This window comes from Streptomyces sp. NPDC058955 (assembly GCF_042741435.1).
Classification (GTDB): Bacteria; Actinomycetota; Actinomycetes; order Streptomycetales; family Streptomycetaceae; genus Streptomyces.
Genome location: NZ_JBHYKM010000007.1, coordinates 1 through 13,407 on the forward strand (window position 1 = coordinate 1; position 13,407 = coordinate 13,407).

A 13,407-nucleotide genomic window follows, 5' to 3' on the forward strand; every position below is an offset into this window, starting at 1 on the left:
CCCCCCCCCGCCCCGCCCCCGCCCCGCGGCGCGCGCGCGCCCGCGCGCCCCCGCCCGTCGGGAGGCGCCCTCCACTCCCGCACCCGCGCCGCGTCCCCGCCCGGGCTGCCTCACCCGCCGCGCCCCCGCGGCGCCCGCCCGCGCCCCTCTTCTCTCACACGGTCACCGCTCAGACGTTGAAGCCGAGCGCGCGGAGCTGCTCGCGGCCGTCGTCGGTGATCTTGTCCGGGCCCCACGGGGGCATCCAGACCCAGTTGATGCGCAGCTCGTTGACGATGCCGTCGGTGGCCGAGCGGGCCTGGTCCTCGATGACGTCGGTCAGCGGACAGGCCGCCGAGGTCAGCGTCATGTCCAGCGTCGCGACGTTGGAGTCGTCGATGTGGATCCCGTAGATCAGGCCGAGGTTGACGACGTCGATGCCCAGCTCGGGGTCGACGACGTCGTACAGCGCCTCGCGGATCTCCTCTTCGGAGGCCGGCTTCATCGTGGCCGCCTCGGCGTTCTCGGTCGCGTTCTCGGTCATGCCGACTTCCTCACAGACTTCTGGTCGTCTCCGCCCAGTGCCTGGGCGGTCGCGTCCTTCCACGCCATCCAGCTGAGCAGCGCGCACTTCACCCGGGCCGGGTACTTGGAGACGCCGGCGAACGCGACCGCGTCCTCCAGCACCTCCTCCATGGCGTCGTCCGGCTCGACCTGGCCCTTGGACTGCATCAGCTCCAGGAAGGTCTCCTGGATCCGCTGCGCCTCGGCCAGCTCCTTGCCGACGAGGAGCTCGTTGAGGACGGAGGCCGACGCCTGGCTGATGGAGCAGCCCTGGCCCTCGTACGAGACGTCCTCGATGCGGTCGCCGTCGTACTTCACGCGGAGCGTGATCTCGTCACCACAGGTCGGGTTGACGTGGTGCACCTCGGCGTCGCCGTCCCGCAAGCCCCGCCCGTGCGGGTGCTTGTAGTGGTCCAGGATGACGTCCTGGTACATCGAATCCAGCTTCACAGCGCTCAGCCGCCCTATCCGAAGAAGTTACGGACGTGCTCCAGCCCCTCGACGAGGGCGTCGACCTCGGCCGGAGTGGAGTACAGGTAGAACGACGCCCGCGTGGTCGCAGGAATTCCGTACCGCAGGCAGACCGGCCGCGCGCAGTGGTGGCCGACCCGGACCGCGATGCCCTGCTCGTCGAGGACCTGGCCCACGTCGTGCGGGTGGATGTCGCCGAGGGTGAAGGAGATCGCCGCGCCGCGGTCCTCGGCCGTGGTGGGGCCGATGATCCGCAGGTCCGGCACCTCCTGGAGGCGGCGGACGGCGTACTCGGTGATCGCGTGCTCATGGCGCGCGATGTTCTCCATGCCGATCGCCGACAGGTAGTCCACGGCCGCGCCGAGGCCGACGGCCTGGGCGATCGGGGGCGTACCCGCCTCGAACTTGTGCGGGGCCGGCGCGTAGGTGGAGGAGTGCATCGAGACGGTCTCGATCATCTCGCCGCCGCCGAGGAAGGGCGGCAGGTCCTCCAGGAGCTCCTGCCGTCCCCACAGCACGCCGATGCCGGTCGGGCCGCACATCTTGTGGCCGGTGAAGGCCACGAAGTCGGCCTGGAGCGCCTGCACGTCGAGGACCTGGTGCGGGGCGGCCTGCGAGGCGTCGATGCAGACGAGCGCACCGACCTCCTGGGCGCGCCGGACGATGGTCTCGACCGGGTTCTGGGTGCCGAGCAGGTTGGAGACCAGCGTGAAGGAGACGATCTTCGTCTTCTCCGTGATGACCTCTTCGATGTTCGACAGGTCGAGGCGGCCGTCGTCGGTGAGGCCGAACCACTTCAGCTTCGCGCCGGTGCGCTGCGAGAGCAGCTGCCACGGGACGATGTTGGAGTGGTGCTCCATCTCCGTGATGGCGATCTCGGTCTCGTGGTCGACCCGGTAGGGGTCCTCGGCCCAGCCGAGCATGTTGGCCACGAGGTTGAGCGACTCGGAGGCGTTCTTGGTGAAGATCACCTCGTTGCGGCTCGGCGCGTTGATGAAGGCGGCGACCTTGTCGCGGGCGCCCTCGTACAGCGCGGTGGCCTCCTCGGCGACCGTGTAGACGCCACGGTGCACGTTGGCGTTGTGCCGCTCGTAGTAGGCGTTGAGCGCGTCGAGGACCTGGCGCGGCTTCTGCGAGGTCGCCGCGGAGTCCAGGTACACGATCTTCTTGCCGTCGTGGACCGTGCGATCCAGGAGCGGGAAGTCCTTGCGGATCGCCTCGGTGTCGAGGAGGCCGGTCAGCCCCTGATGGGCGGAAGTCACGCGGATGCGCCACCCTTCACGTACTTGTCGTAGCCCTCGTTCTCCAGCTGGTCGGCGAGCTCGGCGCCGCCGGACTCGACGATGCGGCCGTTCGCGAACACGTGCACGAAGTCGGGCTTGATGTAGCGCAGGATGCGCGTGTAGTGGGTGATGAGGAGGGTGCCGACCTCGCCGGTCTCGCGGACGCGGTTGACGCCCTCGGAGACGATGCGCAGGGCGTCGACGTCCAGGCCGGAGTCGGTCTCGTCGAGGATCGCGATCTTCGGCTTGAGGAGCTCCAGCTGGAGGATCTCGTGGCGCTTCTTCTCACCGCCGGAGAAGCCCTCGTTCACGTTGCGCTCGGCGAAGGCCGGGTCCATGGACAGCTTGTCCATGGCCTCGCGGACCTCCTTCACCCAGGTGCGCAGCTTGGGGGCCTCGCCGCGGATGGCGGTGGCGGAGGTGCGCAGGAAGTTGGAGACCGAGACGCCGGGGACCTCGACCGGGTACTGCATGGCGAGGAAGACGCCGGCGCGGGCGCGCTCGTCGACGGACATCTCCAGGACGTCCTCGCCGTCGAGGGTGACGGTGCCGCCGGTGACCGTGTACTTGGGGTGACCCGCCAGGGAGTACGCCAGGGTCGACTTGCCGGAGCCGTTGGGGCCCATGACCGCGTGGGTCTCACCCTGCTTGATGGTCAGGTCGACGCCCTTGAGGATCTCGCGGGGGCCGTTCTCCGCCTCGACGGAGACGTGCAGGTCGTGGATTTCGAGCGTTGCCATGGGTGACTCAGGACTCCTGGGTGACGGAGACGAGCACATCGTCCCCTTCGATCTTTACGGGGTACACGGGGACGGGGCGCGTCGCGGGAAGGCCCGACGGCTTGCCGGTACGGAGGTCGAAGCTGGAACCGTGCAGCCAGCACTCGATGGCGCAGTCCTCGACCTCGCCCTCCGAGAGGGAGACGTTGGCGTGCGAGCAGATGTCGTTGATCGCGTACACCTCGCCCTCGGTGTGGACGACCGACACCGGCGTGCCGTCGACCTCGACCCGCTTCGGGGTGTCGGCCTCCAGCTCGCTCAGCGCGCAGACTCGGACGAAGGCCATCAGACGGAAGCCTCCAGCTCGGCCTCGACCTTGGCGATCAGCCGCTCCTCGACGTCCGGCAGACCGATCTGCTGGACCAGCTCGGCGAAGAAGCCGCGGACGACGAGGCGGCGGGCCTCGGTCTCCGGGATGCCGCGGGACATCAGGTAGAAGAGCTGCTCGTCGTCGAAGCGGCCGGTGGCGGAGGCGTGGCCGGCGCCGGCGATCTCGCCGGTCTCGATCTCCAGGTTCGGCACCGAGTCGACCCGGGCGCCGTCGGTGAGGACGAGGTTCCGGTTGAGCTCGTAGGTGTCGGTGCCCTCGGCGGCGGCCTGGATGAGGACGTCGCCGATCCACACCGCGTGCGCGTCCTGGCCCTGGAGCGCGCCCTTGTAGGCGACGTTCGAGGTGCAGTGCGGGGTGTTGTGGTCGACGAGGAGGCGGTGCTCCTGGTGCTGGCCGGCGTCGGTGAAGTACAGGCCGAAGAGCTCGGCGGAGCCGCCGGGGGCGGCGTAGCTGACGCGCGGGTGGAGGCGGACGACGTCACCGCCGAAGGTGACGACGACCGACTTGAAGGAGGCGTCGCGGCCGAGCAGCGCGTTGTGCTGGGCGACGTGGACGGCGTCCTTGTCCCAGTCCTGCACGGAGACGACGGTGAGCTTGGCGCCGTCGCCGAGGACGAAGTCGACGTTGGCGGCGAGCACCGCGTCACCGGTGTGGTCGATGACGACGACGGCCTCGGCGAAGGCGCCGAGCTCGATCACCTGGTGGCCGAAGGCGACGCCGCCCTGGCCGTGCACGGCGACGCGGATCGGCTCGGCGAGGACGGCCTCCTTGGCGACGGTGACGACCGACGCCTTCTCGAAGGAGGAGTACGCCTGGGCGGCGACGCGGTCGACCGGCTTGCCGGCCTTGCGCAGGCGCTCGTCGTCGCGGCCGACGGTCTCCACGGTGACGCCCTCGGGGGCCTCGATCTCGACCCGGACGCCCTCGCCGGTGGCGACGGCGGTGCCGTCGTGCAGACCGCGGAGGCGGGCGAGCGGGGTGAAGCGCCACTCCTCCTCGCGGCCGTGCGGGACGGGGAAGTCCGCGACGTCGAAGGACGGCGGGGCGCTCATGCGCGTGGCGACGGTGGACTCGGCGGCCACCGCGATCGAGCCGGCGGTGGTGGAGCCCGCCGGGATGTTCTGAGCCTCAGCCATGGCTGTCGTCTTGCTCTCTTCCTGCGTAAAGAAATCAGTCGCTGCGGTACGGAGGGGGCGGGGCGGTTAGCCGACCGCGCCTTCCATCTGCAGCTCGATCAGCCGGTTCAGCTCCAGGGCGTACTCCATCGGCAGCTCCTTGGCGATCGGCTCGACGAAGCCGCGGACGATCATCGCCATGGCCTCCTGCTCGGTGAGACCGCGCTGCATCAGGTAGAAGAGCTGGTCCTCGGAGACCTTGGAGACGGTGGCCTCGTGGCCCATGGTGACGTCGTCCTCGCGCACGTCCACGTAGGGGTACGTGTCGGAGCGGGAGATCGTGTCGACGAGCAGCGCGTCGCAGAGGACGTTGGACTTGGCGCCGGGGGCGCCCTCGCCGATCTCGATGAGGCCGCGGTAGGAGGTGCGGCCGCCGCCGCGCGCCACCGACTTGGAGACGATGGACGACGAGGTGTTCGGGGCCATGTGGACCATCTTGGCGCCGGCGTCCTGGTGCTGGCCCTCGCCCGCGAAGGCGATGGACAGGGTCTCGCCCTTGGCGTGCTCGCCCATCAGGTAGACGGCCGGGTACTTCATGGTGACCTTGGAGCCGATGTTGCCGTCGACCCACTCCATGGTGGCGCCCTCGTAGGCGACGGCGCGCTTGGTCACCAGGTTGTAGACGTTGTTCGACCAGTTCTGGATGGTCGTGTAGCGGCAGCGGCCGCCCTTCTTCACGATGATCTCGACGACCGCGGAGTGCAGCGAGTCGGAGGAGTAGATCGGGGCGGTGCAGCCCTCGACGTAGTGGACGTAGGCGTCCTCGTCGACGATGATCAGCGTCCGCTCGAACTGGCCCATGTTCTCCGTGTTGATACGGAAGTACGCCTGGAGCGGGATCTCGACGTGCACGCCCTTCGGCACGTAGATGAACGATCCGCCGGACCAGACGGCCGTGTTCAGCGAGGCGAACTTGTTGTCGCCGACCGGGATGACGGTGCCGAAGTACTCCTTGAAGAGCTCCTCGTGCTCCTTCAGCGCGGTGTCGGTGTCGACGAAGATGACGCCCTGCTCCTCCAGGTCCTCGCGGATCTGGTGGTAGACGACCTCGGACTCGTACTGGGCCGCGACACCGGCGACGAGGCGCTGCTTCTCCGCCTCCGGGATGCCGAGCTTGTCGTACGTGTTCTTGATGTCCTCGGGCAGGTCCTCCCAGGACTCCGCCTGCTTCTCGGTGGACCGCACGAAGTACTTGATGTTGTCGAAGTCGATGCCGCCGAGGTCGGAGCCCCAGGTCGGCATGGGCTTCTTGTCGAAGAGGCGCAGACCCTTGAGACGCAGCTTCAGCATCCACTCGGGCTCGTTCTTCTTCGAGGAGATGTCGCGGACGACGTCCTCGTTGAGACCGCGCTTGGCAGTGGCGCCGGCCGCGTCCGAGTCGGCCCAGCCGTACTCGTACCGACCCAGGCCCTCGAGCTCGGGGTGGCTGATCTCGGTGGTCATGCGGGGTTCCTCCCGGCCGTGCTTGCGGATGCTGATTCGGTGGTCTGTGGGGCGCCGTGCGGGATGAACGTGGTGCAGACGCCGTCGCCGTGGGCGATGGTGGCCAGGCGCTGGACGTGCGTTCCCAGGAGGCGGGAGAAGATCTCCGTTTCCGCCTCGCACAGCTGGGGGTACTGCTCGGCGACGTGGGCGACCGGGCAGTGGTGCTGGCAGAGCTGCTCGCCGACCGGCGCGTTGCGCGCAGTGGCAGCGTACCCGTCCGCCGTCAGGGCCTTGGCCAGCGCCTCGGCCCGCCGCTCGGGCTCGACCGACTCGACGGCCTCGCGGTAGGACTCGGCCTGGGCCTCGATCCGGTCGCGGGCGAAGGCCGCGACGGCGGCCTCCCCGCCGGCGTTCCGCTCGATCCAGCGGAGCGCCTCGACGGCGAGCGAGTCGTACGACTGGTCGAAGGCGTCCCGGCCGCAGTCGGTGAGGGCGAAGACCTTGGCGGGGCGGCCGCGGGTACGGGTCCCGTAGACGCGCTTCTCGCGGGCCTCGACGACCTGCTCGGCGACGAGCGCGTCGAGGTGCCGGCGGACGGCGGCCTGGGTGAGGCCCAGCCGCTCCGCGAGGTCCGCGACGGTGGACGGCCCGTGGTCCAGGATGGACCGCGCGACCCGGTTGCGTGTGGAGCGCTCTCGGGTCGCGAGTTCCTCCACCGGAGCCGCGCCAAGGTTTTTCACAACGCCATTGTTGCGTAATTAATCAGGCAGTGACAAGCCGCGCCGGAAGTGGTGACGATGGCGTGCATCACTCAGGTAAGGCTTACCTGACCTGCGAAAACGATCATTCATGGGATGAATCCGGGACCCGGACGGACGGGCCCGTCCGCGGCTCTCCTAGACTTCCGGGCATGCGAAACGAGTCCGCCGACAGGGCCGACACCGCCGTCCGCGTCCGCGGCCTGGTCAAGCGGTACGGCGCCAAGACCGCCGTCGACGGCCTCGACCTCGACGTGCGCACCGGCACGGTCACCGCCGTCCTCGGCCCCAACGGCGCCGGCAAGACCACCACGATCGAGAGCTGCGAGGGCTACCGCAGGCCGGACGCCGGCACCGTCCGCGTCCTCGGCCTCGACCCGCTCGCCGACGCCGCCGCCCTGCGCCCCCGCATCGGCGTGATGCTCCAGTCCGGCGGCGTCTACTCCGGCGCCCGCGCCGACGAGATGCTCCGCCACATGGCGAAGCTGCACGCCCACCCGCTCGACGTCGACGCCCTGATCGAACGCCTCGGCCTCGGCTCCTGCGGCCGGACGACCTACCGCCGGCTCTCCGGCGGCCAGCAGCAGCGGCTCGCCCTCGCCATGGCCGTCGTCGGCCGCCCCGAACTCGTCTTCCTCGACGAGCCCACCGCCGGCCTCGACCCGCAGGCCCGCCGCGCCACCTGGGACCTCGTCCGCGAGCTGCGCGCCGACGGCGTCACCGTCGTCCTCACCACCCACTTCATGCAGGAGGCCGAGGAGCTCGCCGACGACGTCGCCATCGTCGACGGCGGCCGGGTCGCCGCCCAGGGCAGCCCCGAACGGCTCTGCCGCGGCGGCGCCGAGAACACCCTCCGCTTCACCGGCCGCCCCGGCCTCGACCTCGGCTCCCTGCTCAAGGCGCTCCCGGACGGCAGCCAGGCCGCCGAGCCGCTCCCCGGCACGTACCGGATCACCGGCACCGTCGACCCCCAACTGCTCGCCACCGTCACCACCTGGTGCGCCCAGCACGGCGTCATGCCCGACGGCATCGCGGTCGAGCGCCACACCCTCGAAGACGTCTTCCTGGAGCTGACCGGCAAGGAGCTGCGCGCATGAGCACCGGTACGTACGCCCCGAAGCCGGGGGCCGCCCCCGTCGGGCGGATGATCGCGGCCCAGACGGCCCTGGAGACCCGGATGCTGCTCCGCAACGGCGAGCAGCTCCTCCTCACGGTGATCATCCCGTCCCTGCTGCTGGTGCTCTTCTCGACCGTCGACGTCGTCGACACGGGCGACGGCGCGGCCGTCGACTTCCTCGCCCCCGGCGTCCTCGCGCTCGCCGTGATGTCCACCGCCTTCACCGGCCAGGCCATCGCCACCGGCTTCGAGCGCCGCTACGGCGTCCTGAAGCGGCTCGGCGCCTCCCCGCTCCCCCGCTGGGCCCTGATGACCGCCAAGACGCTCGCCGTCCTGGTCACCGAGGTCCTCCAGGTGGCCCTCCTGACCGCCATCGCGTTCGGCCTGGGCTGGTCCCCGCGGGGCAACCCGCTCGCCGTGCTGCTCCTACTCGTCCTCGGCACGGCCGCCTTCTCCGGGCTCGGGCTGCTGATGGCCGGCACGCTCCGGGCCGAGGCCACGCTCGCCGCCGCCAACCTGGTCTTCCTGCTGCTGCTCGTCGGCGGCGGGGTGATCGTCCCGCTGGAGAAGTTCGGCGCGGCCGGCGACGTGCTGGCGCTGCTGCCCATCTCCGCCCTCTCCGACGGCCTCAGGGACGTCCTCCAGGGCGGCGCGGGGATGCCGTGGGCCGATGCCGGGATCCTCGCCGTCTGGGCCGTCCTGGGCCTCGGCGCGGCGGCGAGGTTCTTCCGCTGGGAGTAGGCGCCCGGAGTAGCCGGGAGGGTTCAGAGGGTGACGTTTCCCGACAAGCCACCCCTCGTGAAAGCGTGCACAAGCCCGCGCCTACGATAGGGCCCGTGCAGACCCCCCTCGCCTTCATCGCCCAGCGCTGGACCCCGTCCCCCCGGGTCCTCCGGCGCGCCGCGCTCTCCGCCGTCGTGATGAGCGTGCTCATCATCGTCACGGGTGGCGCGGTCCGGCTGACCGGTTCCGGACTCGGCTGCGACACCTGGCCGAAGTGCACGGACGACAGCCTGATCGTCACCGCCGAGCAGGGCTTCCACGGCTTCGTCGAGTTCGGCAACCGGATGCTGACGTACGTCCTGTCGGCCGCCGTCGGCTGGGCGATCATCGCCGCCCGCTCGACGAAGCCGTGGCGCCGCGGCCTCACCCGCTGGGGCTGGGCGCAGTTCTGGATCGTGATGAGCAACGCCGTCATCGGCGGCATCACCGTCTGGATGGGCCTCAACCCGTGGACCGTGGCCGGCCACTTCCTGGCCGCCAACGCGCTGCTCACCGTCGCCGTGATCACCTGGCACCGGGCCGGCGAGGGCGACACGCCCGCGCGCCCGCGCGTGCCCAGGCCGGTACGGAAGCTGTCCTGGGCGATCACGGTCGTGTCGGCGCTGCTGATCGCGCTCGGCACCACGGTGACCGGCGCCGGCAAGCACGCGGGCGACAGCAGCGACGTGCCCCGGATGCCGTGGGACTGGACGAACGCCGCCCACCTCCACGCCGTCGCCGCCTGGGCGGTCTTCGCCCTCGCCGTCGCGATGTGGCTGGTCCTGCGCGTGGTCGACGCCCCGGACGACACCCGGGCCCGCGCCCGCGACCTGCTGATCGTGCTGCTGCTCCAGGGCGGCATCGGCTACGTCCAGTACTTCACCGGCGTCCCCGAGCTGCTGGTCGCCGCGCACATGCTCGGCTCCTCGCTGATGTGGATCGCGGTGCTGCGGCTGGCCCTGAGCCTGCGCGAGCGCCCGCTGCCGACGGCCGGCATCCCGGCCCAGGCGGACCCGGAGCTCGCGACGGCCTGACGCCCGCCCCCGACGCTCTTCCCGACGCGGGTCCACCGGCTCACCCGAGCCGGTAGACCCGCGTCGCGTTGTCCGCGGCGAGCATCGCGGCGACCCGCTGCGCGTCCGTACGCGACCAGGCGCCGTCCAGGACCCAGGCGCCCAGCACCCGGCCCAGGGCGGCCCGGAAGGCGCTGGCGGCGACCACGTGCAGCTCGGGCAGGCCGCGGGCGCCGCTGGAGTAGAGCAGCTTGCCGAACGGGGCCAGCTCCAGGACCTCGGCGAGGACGTCCGCCGCCCGCGCCCCGGTGTGCGCCAGGGCGGCGCCCAGGTCCGCGTAGACGTGCGGGAAGACCCCGGCCATCCGGGCCGCCGTCCGGTGGTGCGGCGAGCCGTGCAGCAGCACCAGGTCGGCGCCCAGCCCGGCGGTGGCGGCGGCGAAGCCGGCCAGCCCGGCCGGGTCCCGGTCGCCGGTGTGCAGCTGGAGCGGCCGCCCCGCGCCCACCGCGATCCACAGCAGATGGCGCAGCAGCACCGGCGAGTCGAGGGGGCCCTTCGCGGGCCGGTCCGCGAGCCACCGCCCGGCCGCCCGGCGGGCCTCGCCGCGCCCCGGGGGCTCCGCGGCGGCGGCGAGGCCGCAGCGCGCGGCGGAGACCGAGGAGAAGGCGACCGAGCGCACGGCGGCGTCCTGGACGGCCTCGGTGAGGTTGGCGAGGAAGGCGTCGACGGTCCCGGAGGTGTCGGCGACCTGCTCGGCGAGGGGTTCGAGGCGGACGATCTCGTGGGCGCGGGCGCGCCCCGCGGCGGCGAGCTCGGCGGGCCCGGTGAGGTCGTCCGGCAGACCGGTGTCGACGAGGTACGTGGCGATGCCGGCGCCCCGCAGCAGCCGGCGTCCGGTCTCGGCGACCCCGAGCTCCCGGCGGCGGGCGAGGTAGCGCGCGGGCGGGCAGTGCGGTTCGAGCCCGAGGAGCGGCGGACACCAGCGGCGTACGGCGAAGCCCGTCTGGGTGTCGAAGAAGGTGGTCCCGGAGGCGGGCAGGACGCCCGCCGGGCCGAGGTGCGCCTCGAAGGTCCCGAGCCCCAGCTCCGTCCGGAGCACCCCGTGGCAGTACTGGTCCACCAGGCGCGGCGTGTCGATCATCTCGGTGGCTCCCTGCGTGGACGTGTCTCCACACGTCCTAACGGGTGACCCCCGCACGAGGTTGTTGCCTACCGCCCCGGCATCACCCGCCCCGGCCGAGGCGGACGCCCGGCCGACCGGAGCCGCGCCCCGGGCCCAGCCGTGGTCGCACCCCGACCCGTCCGCGGCCACACGTCCCGGCCACGGCCGCCGAGGGCCCCACAGGGCCGCCCGCCCGACCCGGCCAGGGTCGTGGACCGGCACGGCCACGGTCATCGCCCGGTCCCGCCGGGCCTCACGCCCGGCCGTGGCCGCCGGCCGGGCCCGACCGGGCTCGCGGACGGGTCCGGCCAGGGGCGCCACCCGGTCCGGCCGTGGTTGCCACACGGCCCGGCCGGGGGCCGCGCACCCCCGCCATGGTCCCGGGCCGACTCCACCGGGGTCACCGCCCGACCCGGTCCGGGTCGCGGACCGGTCGGCCGTGGTCGTTTCCCGGCCCCGCCGGGGGGGGGGGGCCGGGGCGCGGTGGGTGGTGCGCGAGGGGCGGCGGGGTCAGCGCCCGGTGCCGCCGTAGACGACGGCCTCGTCCGAGTCGCTGTCCAGTCCGAAGGCGGAGTGGACGGCCGTCACGGCCTCGTTGACGTCGTCGGCGCGGGTGACGACCGAGATGCGGATCTCCGAGGTGGAGATGAGCTCGATGTTGACGCCCGCGTCGGACAGGGCGCGGAAGAAGTCCGCGGTCACGCCCGGGTTGGTCTTCATGCCGGCGCCGACGAGGGAGATCTTGCCGATCTGGTCGTCGTAGCGGAGCGAGTCGAAGCCGATCGCGGTCTTCGCCTTCTCCAGGGCGTCGATGGCCTTGCGGCCCTCGGCCTTGGGGAGGGTGAAGGAGATGTCGGTGAGACCGGTGGAGGCCGCCGACACGTTCTGCACGATCATGTCGATGTTGATCTCGGCGTCCGCGACGGCCCGGAAGATGGCCGCGGCCTCGCCCGGCTTGTCCGGCACGCCGACGACGGTGATCTTCGCCTCGGAGGTGTCGTGGGCGACACCGGAGATGATGGCCTGCTCCACCTTGTCCCCTGTCGGTTCGTTGCTGACCCACGTGCCCTGGAGTCCGGAGAAGGACGAGCGGACGTGGATCGGGATGTTGTAGCGGCGCGCGTACTCGACGCAGCGGTGCAGCAGCACCTTGGAGCCGGAGGCGGCGAGCTCCAGCATGTCCTCGAAGGAGATCCAGTCGATCTTCTTCGCCTTCTTCACCACGCGCGGGTCGGCGGTGAAGACGCCGTCGACGTCGGTGTAGATCTCGCACACCTCGGCGTCGAGCGCGGCGGCGAGCGCCACGGCCGTGGTGTCGGAGCCGCCGCGGCCCAGCGTGGTGATGTCCTTCTTGTCCTGGGACACGCCCTGGAAGCCGGCGACGATGGCGATGTTGCCCTCGTCGAGGGCGGTGCGGATCCGGCCCGGCGTGACATCGATGATGCGCGCTTTGTTGTGGACCGAGTCGGTGATGACACCCGCCTGGCTGCCGGTGAACGACTGGGCCTCGTGGCCCAGGTTTTTGATCGCCATCGCCAGCAGGGCCATGGAGATCCGCTCTCCGGCGGTCAGCAGCATGTCGAACTCACGTCCGGCAGGCATGGGAGAAACCTGCTCGGCGAGATCGATCAGCTCGTCCGTCGTGTCGCCCATCGCGGAGACCACGACGACCACCTGGTGGCCGTTCTTCTTGGCTTCCACGATCCGCTTGGCGACGCGCTTGATGCCCTCGGCATCGGCAACGGAGGAGCCTCCGTACTTCTGCACGACAAGGCCCACGTGCGCTCCTCGCTCGGTCGGTGCCACAGCCCGTGCTGCGGTCGGCTCAGTCTAACGAGCGACCGAAAAACACCGGCTCGCTATCACATCCTGAGACACGGTGCTCAGAAAGTGATCACTCGGTGCCCTAGAGACCCTTCAGTCCCAGCGGTCCCGCGATCTCCTGGACCATCACCCGGCCCGCCTCCTCGGCGAGGTCGTCCTCGGTGAGGTCCTCGTCGATGTCGAGCCCGTCCAGGGCCGCCAGCGGCTGGTCCAGGCGGACGTGGGCGACCAGGGACTGCAGGGCGCGCAGGGTCGCCGAGGCGGTCGGGCCCCAGTTGGAGAAGTAGGAGAACTGCCACCACCACAGGGCCTCCGTGGTCCGGCCGGCCCGGTAGTGGGCGAGGCCGTGGCGGAGGTCCGCGACGATGTCCGCGAGGTTGTCCGAGATGCGGGCCGGGACCGGCGCCTTGCGGGGCTCGTACGGGTCGAAGACCTCGGAGAAGACGTCCACCGGCTCCAGCATGACCGCGAACCGCTCGCGCAGCTCGTCCACGTCCGGCTCCGGGCCCGCGTCCGTCTCGTACCGCTCGTCCGGGAGGATGTCCTCGTGCGCGCCCAGCCGGCCGCCGGCCAGCAGCAGCTGGGAGATCTCCAGGAGCAGGAAGGGCACCGCGCTGTCCGGCTCGTCGCCCTTGGCGACCTCGGTCGTGGCGACGATGAAGCTCTCGACGGAGTCCGCGATCTGGACCGCGAAGTCGTCGGGACTCTGCGTGACGGAGTGCAGCGTGGGGTCAGACATCGAGGAGCCTCCCTGAGAGCTCACC

The 13,407-nt window shown here is 71.3% G+C and carries 14 protein-coding genes; 3 read left to right on the forward strand and 11 right to left on the reverse strand.

Annotation, left to right across the window (positions count from 1 at the left end):
• Positions 1-169 precede the first annotated feature (169 nt).
• The 8 genes from ACFW1I_RS04965 to ACFW1I_RS05000 all read right to left on the reverse strand — a co-directional run bounded on the left by ACFW1I_RS04965 (position 170) and on the right by ACFW1I_RS05000 (position 6,747).
• A complete protein-coding gene (locus tag ACFW1I_RS04965; protein ID WP_384666134.1) occupies positions 170-523 on the reverse strand; it encodes a metal-sulfur cluster assembly factor in 354 nt (117 codons plus the stop codon).
• Complete coding sequence (sufU, locus tag ACFW1I_RS04970) at positions 520-993, reverse strand: Fe-S cluster assembly sulfur transfer protein SufU (RefSeq protein WP_384666135.1); 474 nt, start codon at positions 991-993, stop codon at positions 520-522. The genes ACFW1I_RS04965 and sufU overlap by 4 nt, the downstream gene beginning before the upstream one ends.
• Before the next feature lie 14 nt (positions 994-1,007).
• Positions 1,008-2,276 carry a cysteine desulfurase gene (locus tag ACFW1I_RS04975; protein WP_043219406.1) on the reverse strand — a complete coding sequence of 423 codons (1,269 nt, stop codon included), beginning with the start codon at positions 2,274-2,276 and terminating at the stop codon, positions 1,008-1,010.
• Positions 2,273-3,037, reverse strand: coding sequence for a Fe-S cluster assembly ATPase SufC (gene sufC, locus ACFW1I_RS04980; protein ID WP_031002808.1), 765 nt, complete (start codon positions 3,035-3,037; stop codon positions 2,273-2,275). The genes ACFW1I_RS04975 and sufC overlap by 4 nt, the downstream gene beginning before the upstream one ends.
• Before the next feature lie 7 nt (positions 3,038-3,044).
• Positions 3,045-3,362, reverse strand: coding sequence for a bifunctional 3-phenylpropionate/cinnamic acid dioxygenase ferredoxin subunit (locus ACFW1I_RS04985; protein ID WP_030692512.1), 318 nt, complete (start codon positions 3,360-3,362; stop codon positions 3,045-3,047).
• Positions 3,362-4,543 carry a Fe-S cluster assembly protein SufD gene (gene sufD / locus ACFW1I_RS04990; protein WP_384666138.1) on the reverse strand — a complete coding sequence of 394 codons (1,182 nt, stop codon included), beginning with the start codon at positions 4,541-4,543 and terminating at the stop codon, positions 3,362-3,364. Before sufD ends, ACFW1I_RS04985 begins: the two co-directional genes overlap by 1 nt.
• Positions 4,544-4,609: 66 nt before the next feature.
• Positions 4,610-6,025, reverse strand: a complete 1,416-nt coding sequence (gene sufB / locus ACFW1I_RS04995; RefSeq protein WP_384666139.1) for a Fe-S cluster assembly protein SufB — start codon at positions 6,023-6,025, stop codon at positions 4,610-4,612.
• Positions 6,022-6,747 (reverse strand): metalloregulator ArsR/SmtB family transcription factor, encoded by a 726-nt coding sequence (locus ACFW1I_RS05000; protein WP_319011099.1) that lies wholly within the window; start codon positions 6,745-6,747, stop codon positions 6,022-6,024. The genes sufB and ACFW1I_RS05000 overlap by 4 nt, the downstream gene beginning before the upstream one ends.
• Before the next feature lie 170 nt (positions 6,748-6,917).
• Here ACFW1I_RS05000 and ACFW1I_RS05005 point away from each other — a divergent pair, with 170 nt between their 5' ends.
• The 3 genes from ACFW1I_RS05005 (at position 6,918) to ACFW1I_RS05015 (ending at position 9,678) form a co-directional block, all read left to right on the forward strand.
• Entirely contained in the window at positions 6,918-7,862 is a 945-nt protein-coding gene (locus ACFW1I_RS05005) for an ABC transporter ATP-binding protein (RefSeq protein WP_384666141.1), read from the forward strand.
• Positions 7,859-8,623 (forward strand): ABC transporter permease, encoded by a 765-nt coding sequence (locus ACFW1I_RS05010; protein WP_384666143.1) that lies wholly within the window; start codon positions 7,859-7,861, stop codon positions 8,621-8,623. The genes ACFW1I_RS05005 and ACFW1I_RS05010 overlap by 4 nt, the downstream gene beginning before the upstream one ends.
• Before the next feature lie 65 nt (positions 8,624-8,688).
• Positions 8,689-9,678: a heme A synthase gene (locus ACFW1I_RS05015; protein ID WP_384666145.1), complete on the forward strand. Its 990-nt coding sequence runs from the start codon at positions 8,689-8,691 to the stop codon at positions 9,676-9,678.
• A 40-nt stretch (positions 9,679-9,718) separates the two neighbouring features.
• On the opposite strand, the gene ACFW1I_RS05020 is transcribed toward ACFW1I_RS05015, so the two are convergent.
• The 3 genes from ACFW1I_RS05020 to ACFW1I_RS05030 form a co-directional block, all read right to left on the reverse strand.
• A complete protein-coding gene (locus ACFW1I_RS05020; RefSeq protein ID WP_384666147.1) occupies positions 9,719-10,798 on the reverse strand; it encodes an amidohydrolase in 1,080 nt (359 codons plus the stop codon).
• A gap of 531 nt (positions 10,799-11,329) precedes the next feature.
• Positions 11,330-12,598 carry an aspartate kinase gene (locus ACFW1I_RS05025; RefSeq protein ID WP_319009142.1) on the reverse strand — a complete coding sequence of 423 codons (1,269 nt, stop codon included), beginning with the start codon at positions 12,596-12,598 and terminating at the stop codon, positions 11,330-11,332.
• Positions 12,599-12,725: 127 nt separating this feature from the next.
• The gene (locus ACFW1I_RS05030; protein ID WP_384666149.1) at positions 12,726-13,382 is read right to left on the reverse strand and encodes a DUF5063 domain-containing protein; all 657 of its coding nucleotides are present in this window, start codon (positions 13,380-13,382) and stop codon (positions 12,726-12,728) included.
• Positions 13,383-13,407 lie beyond the last annotated feature (25 nt).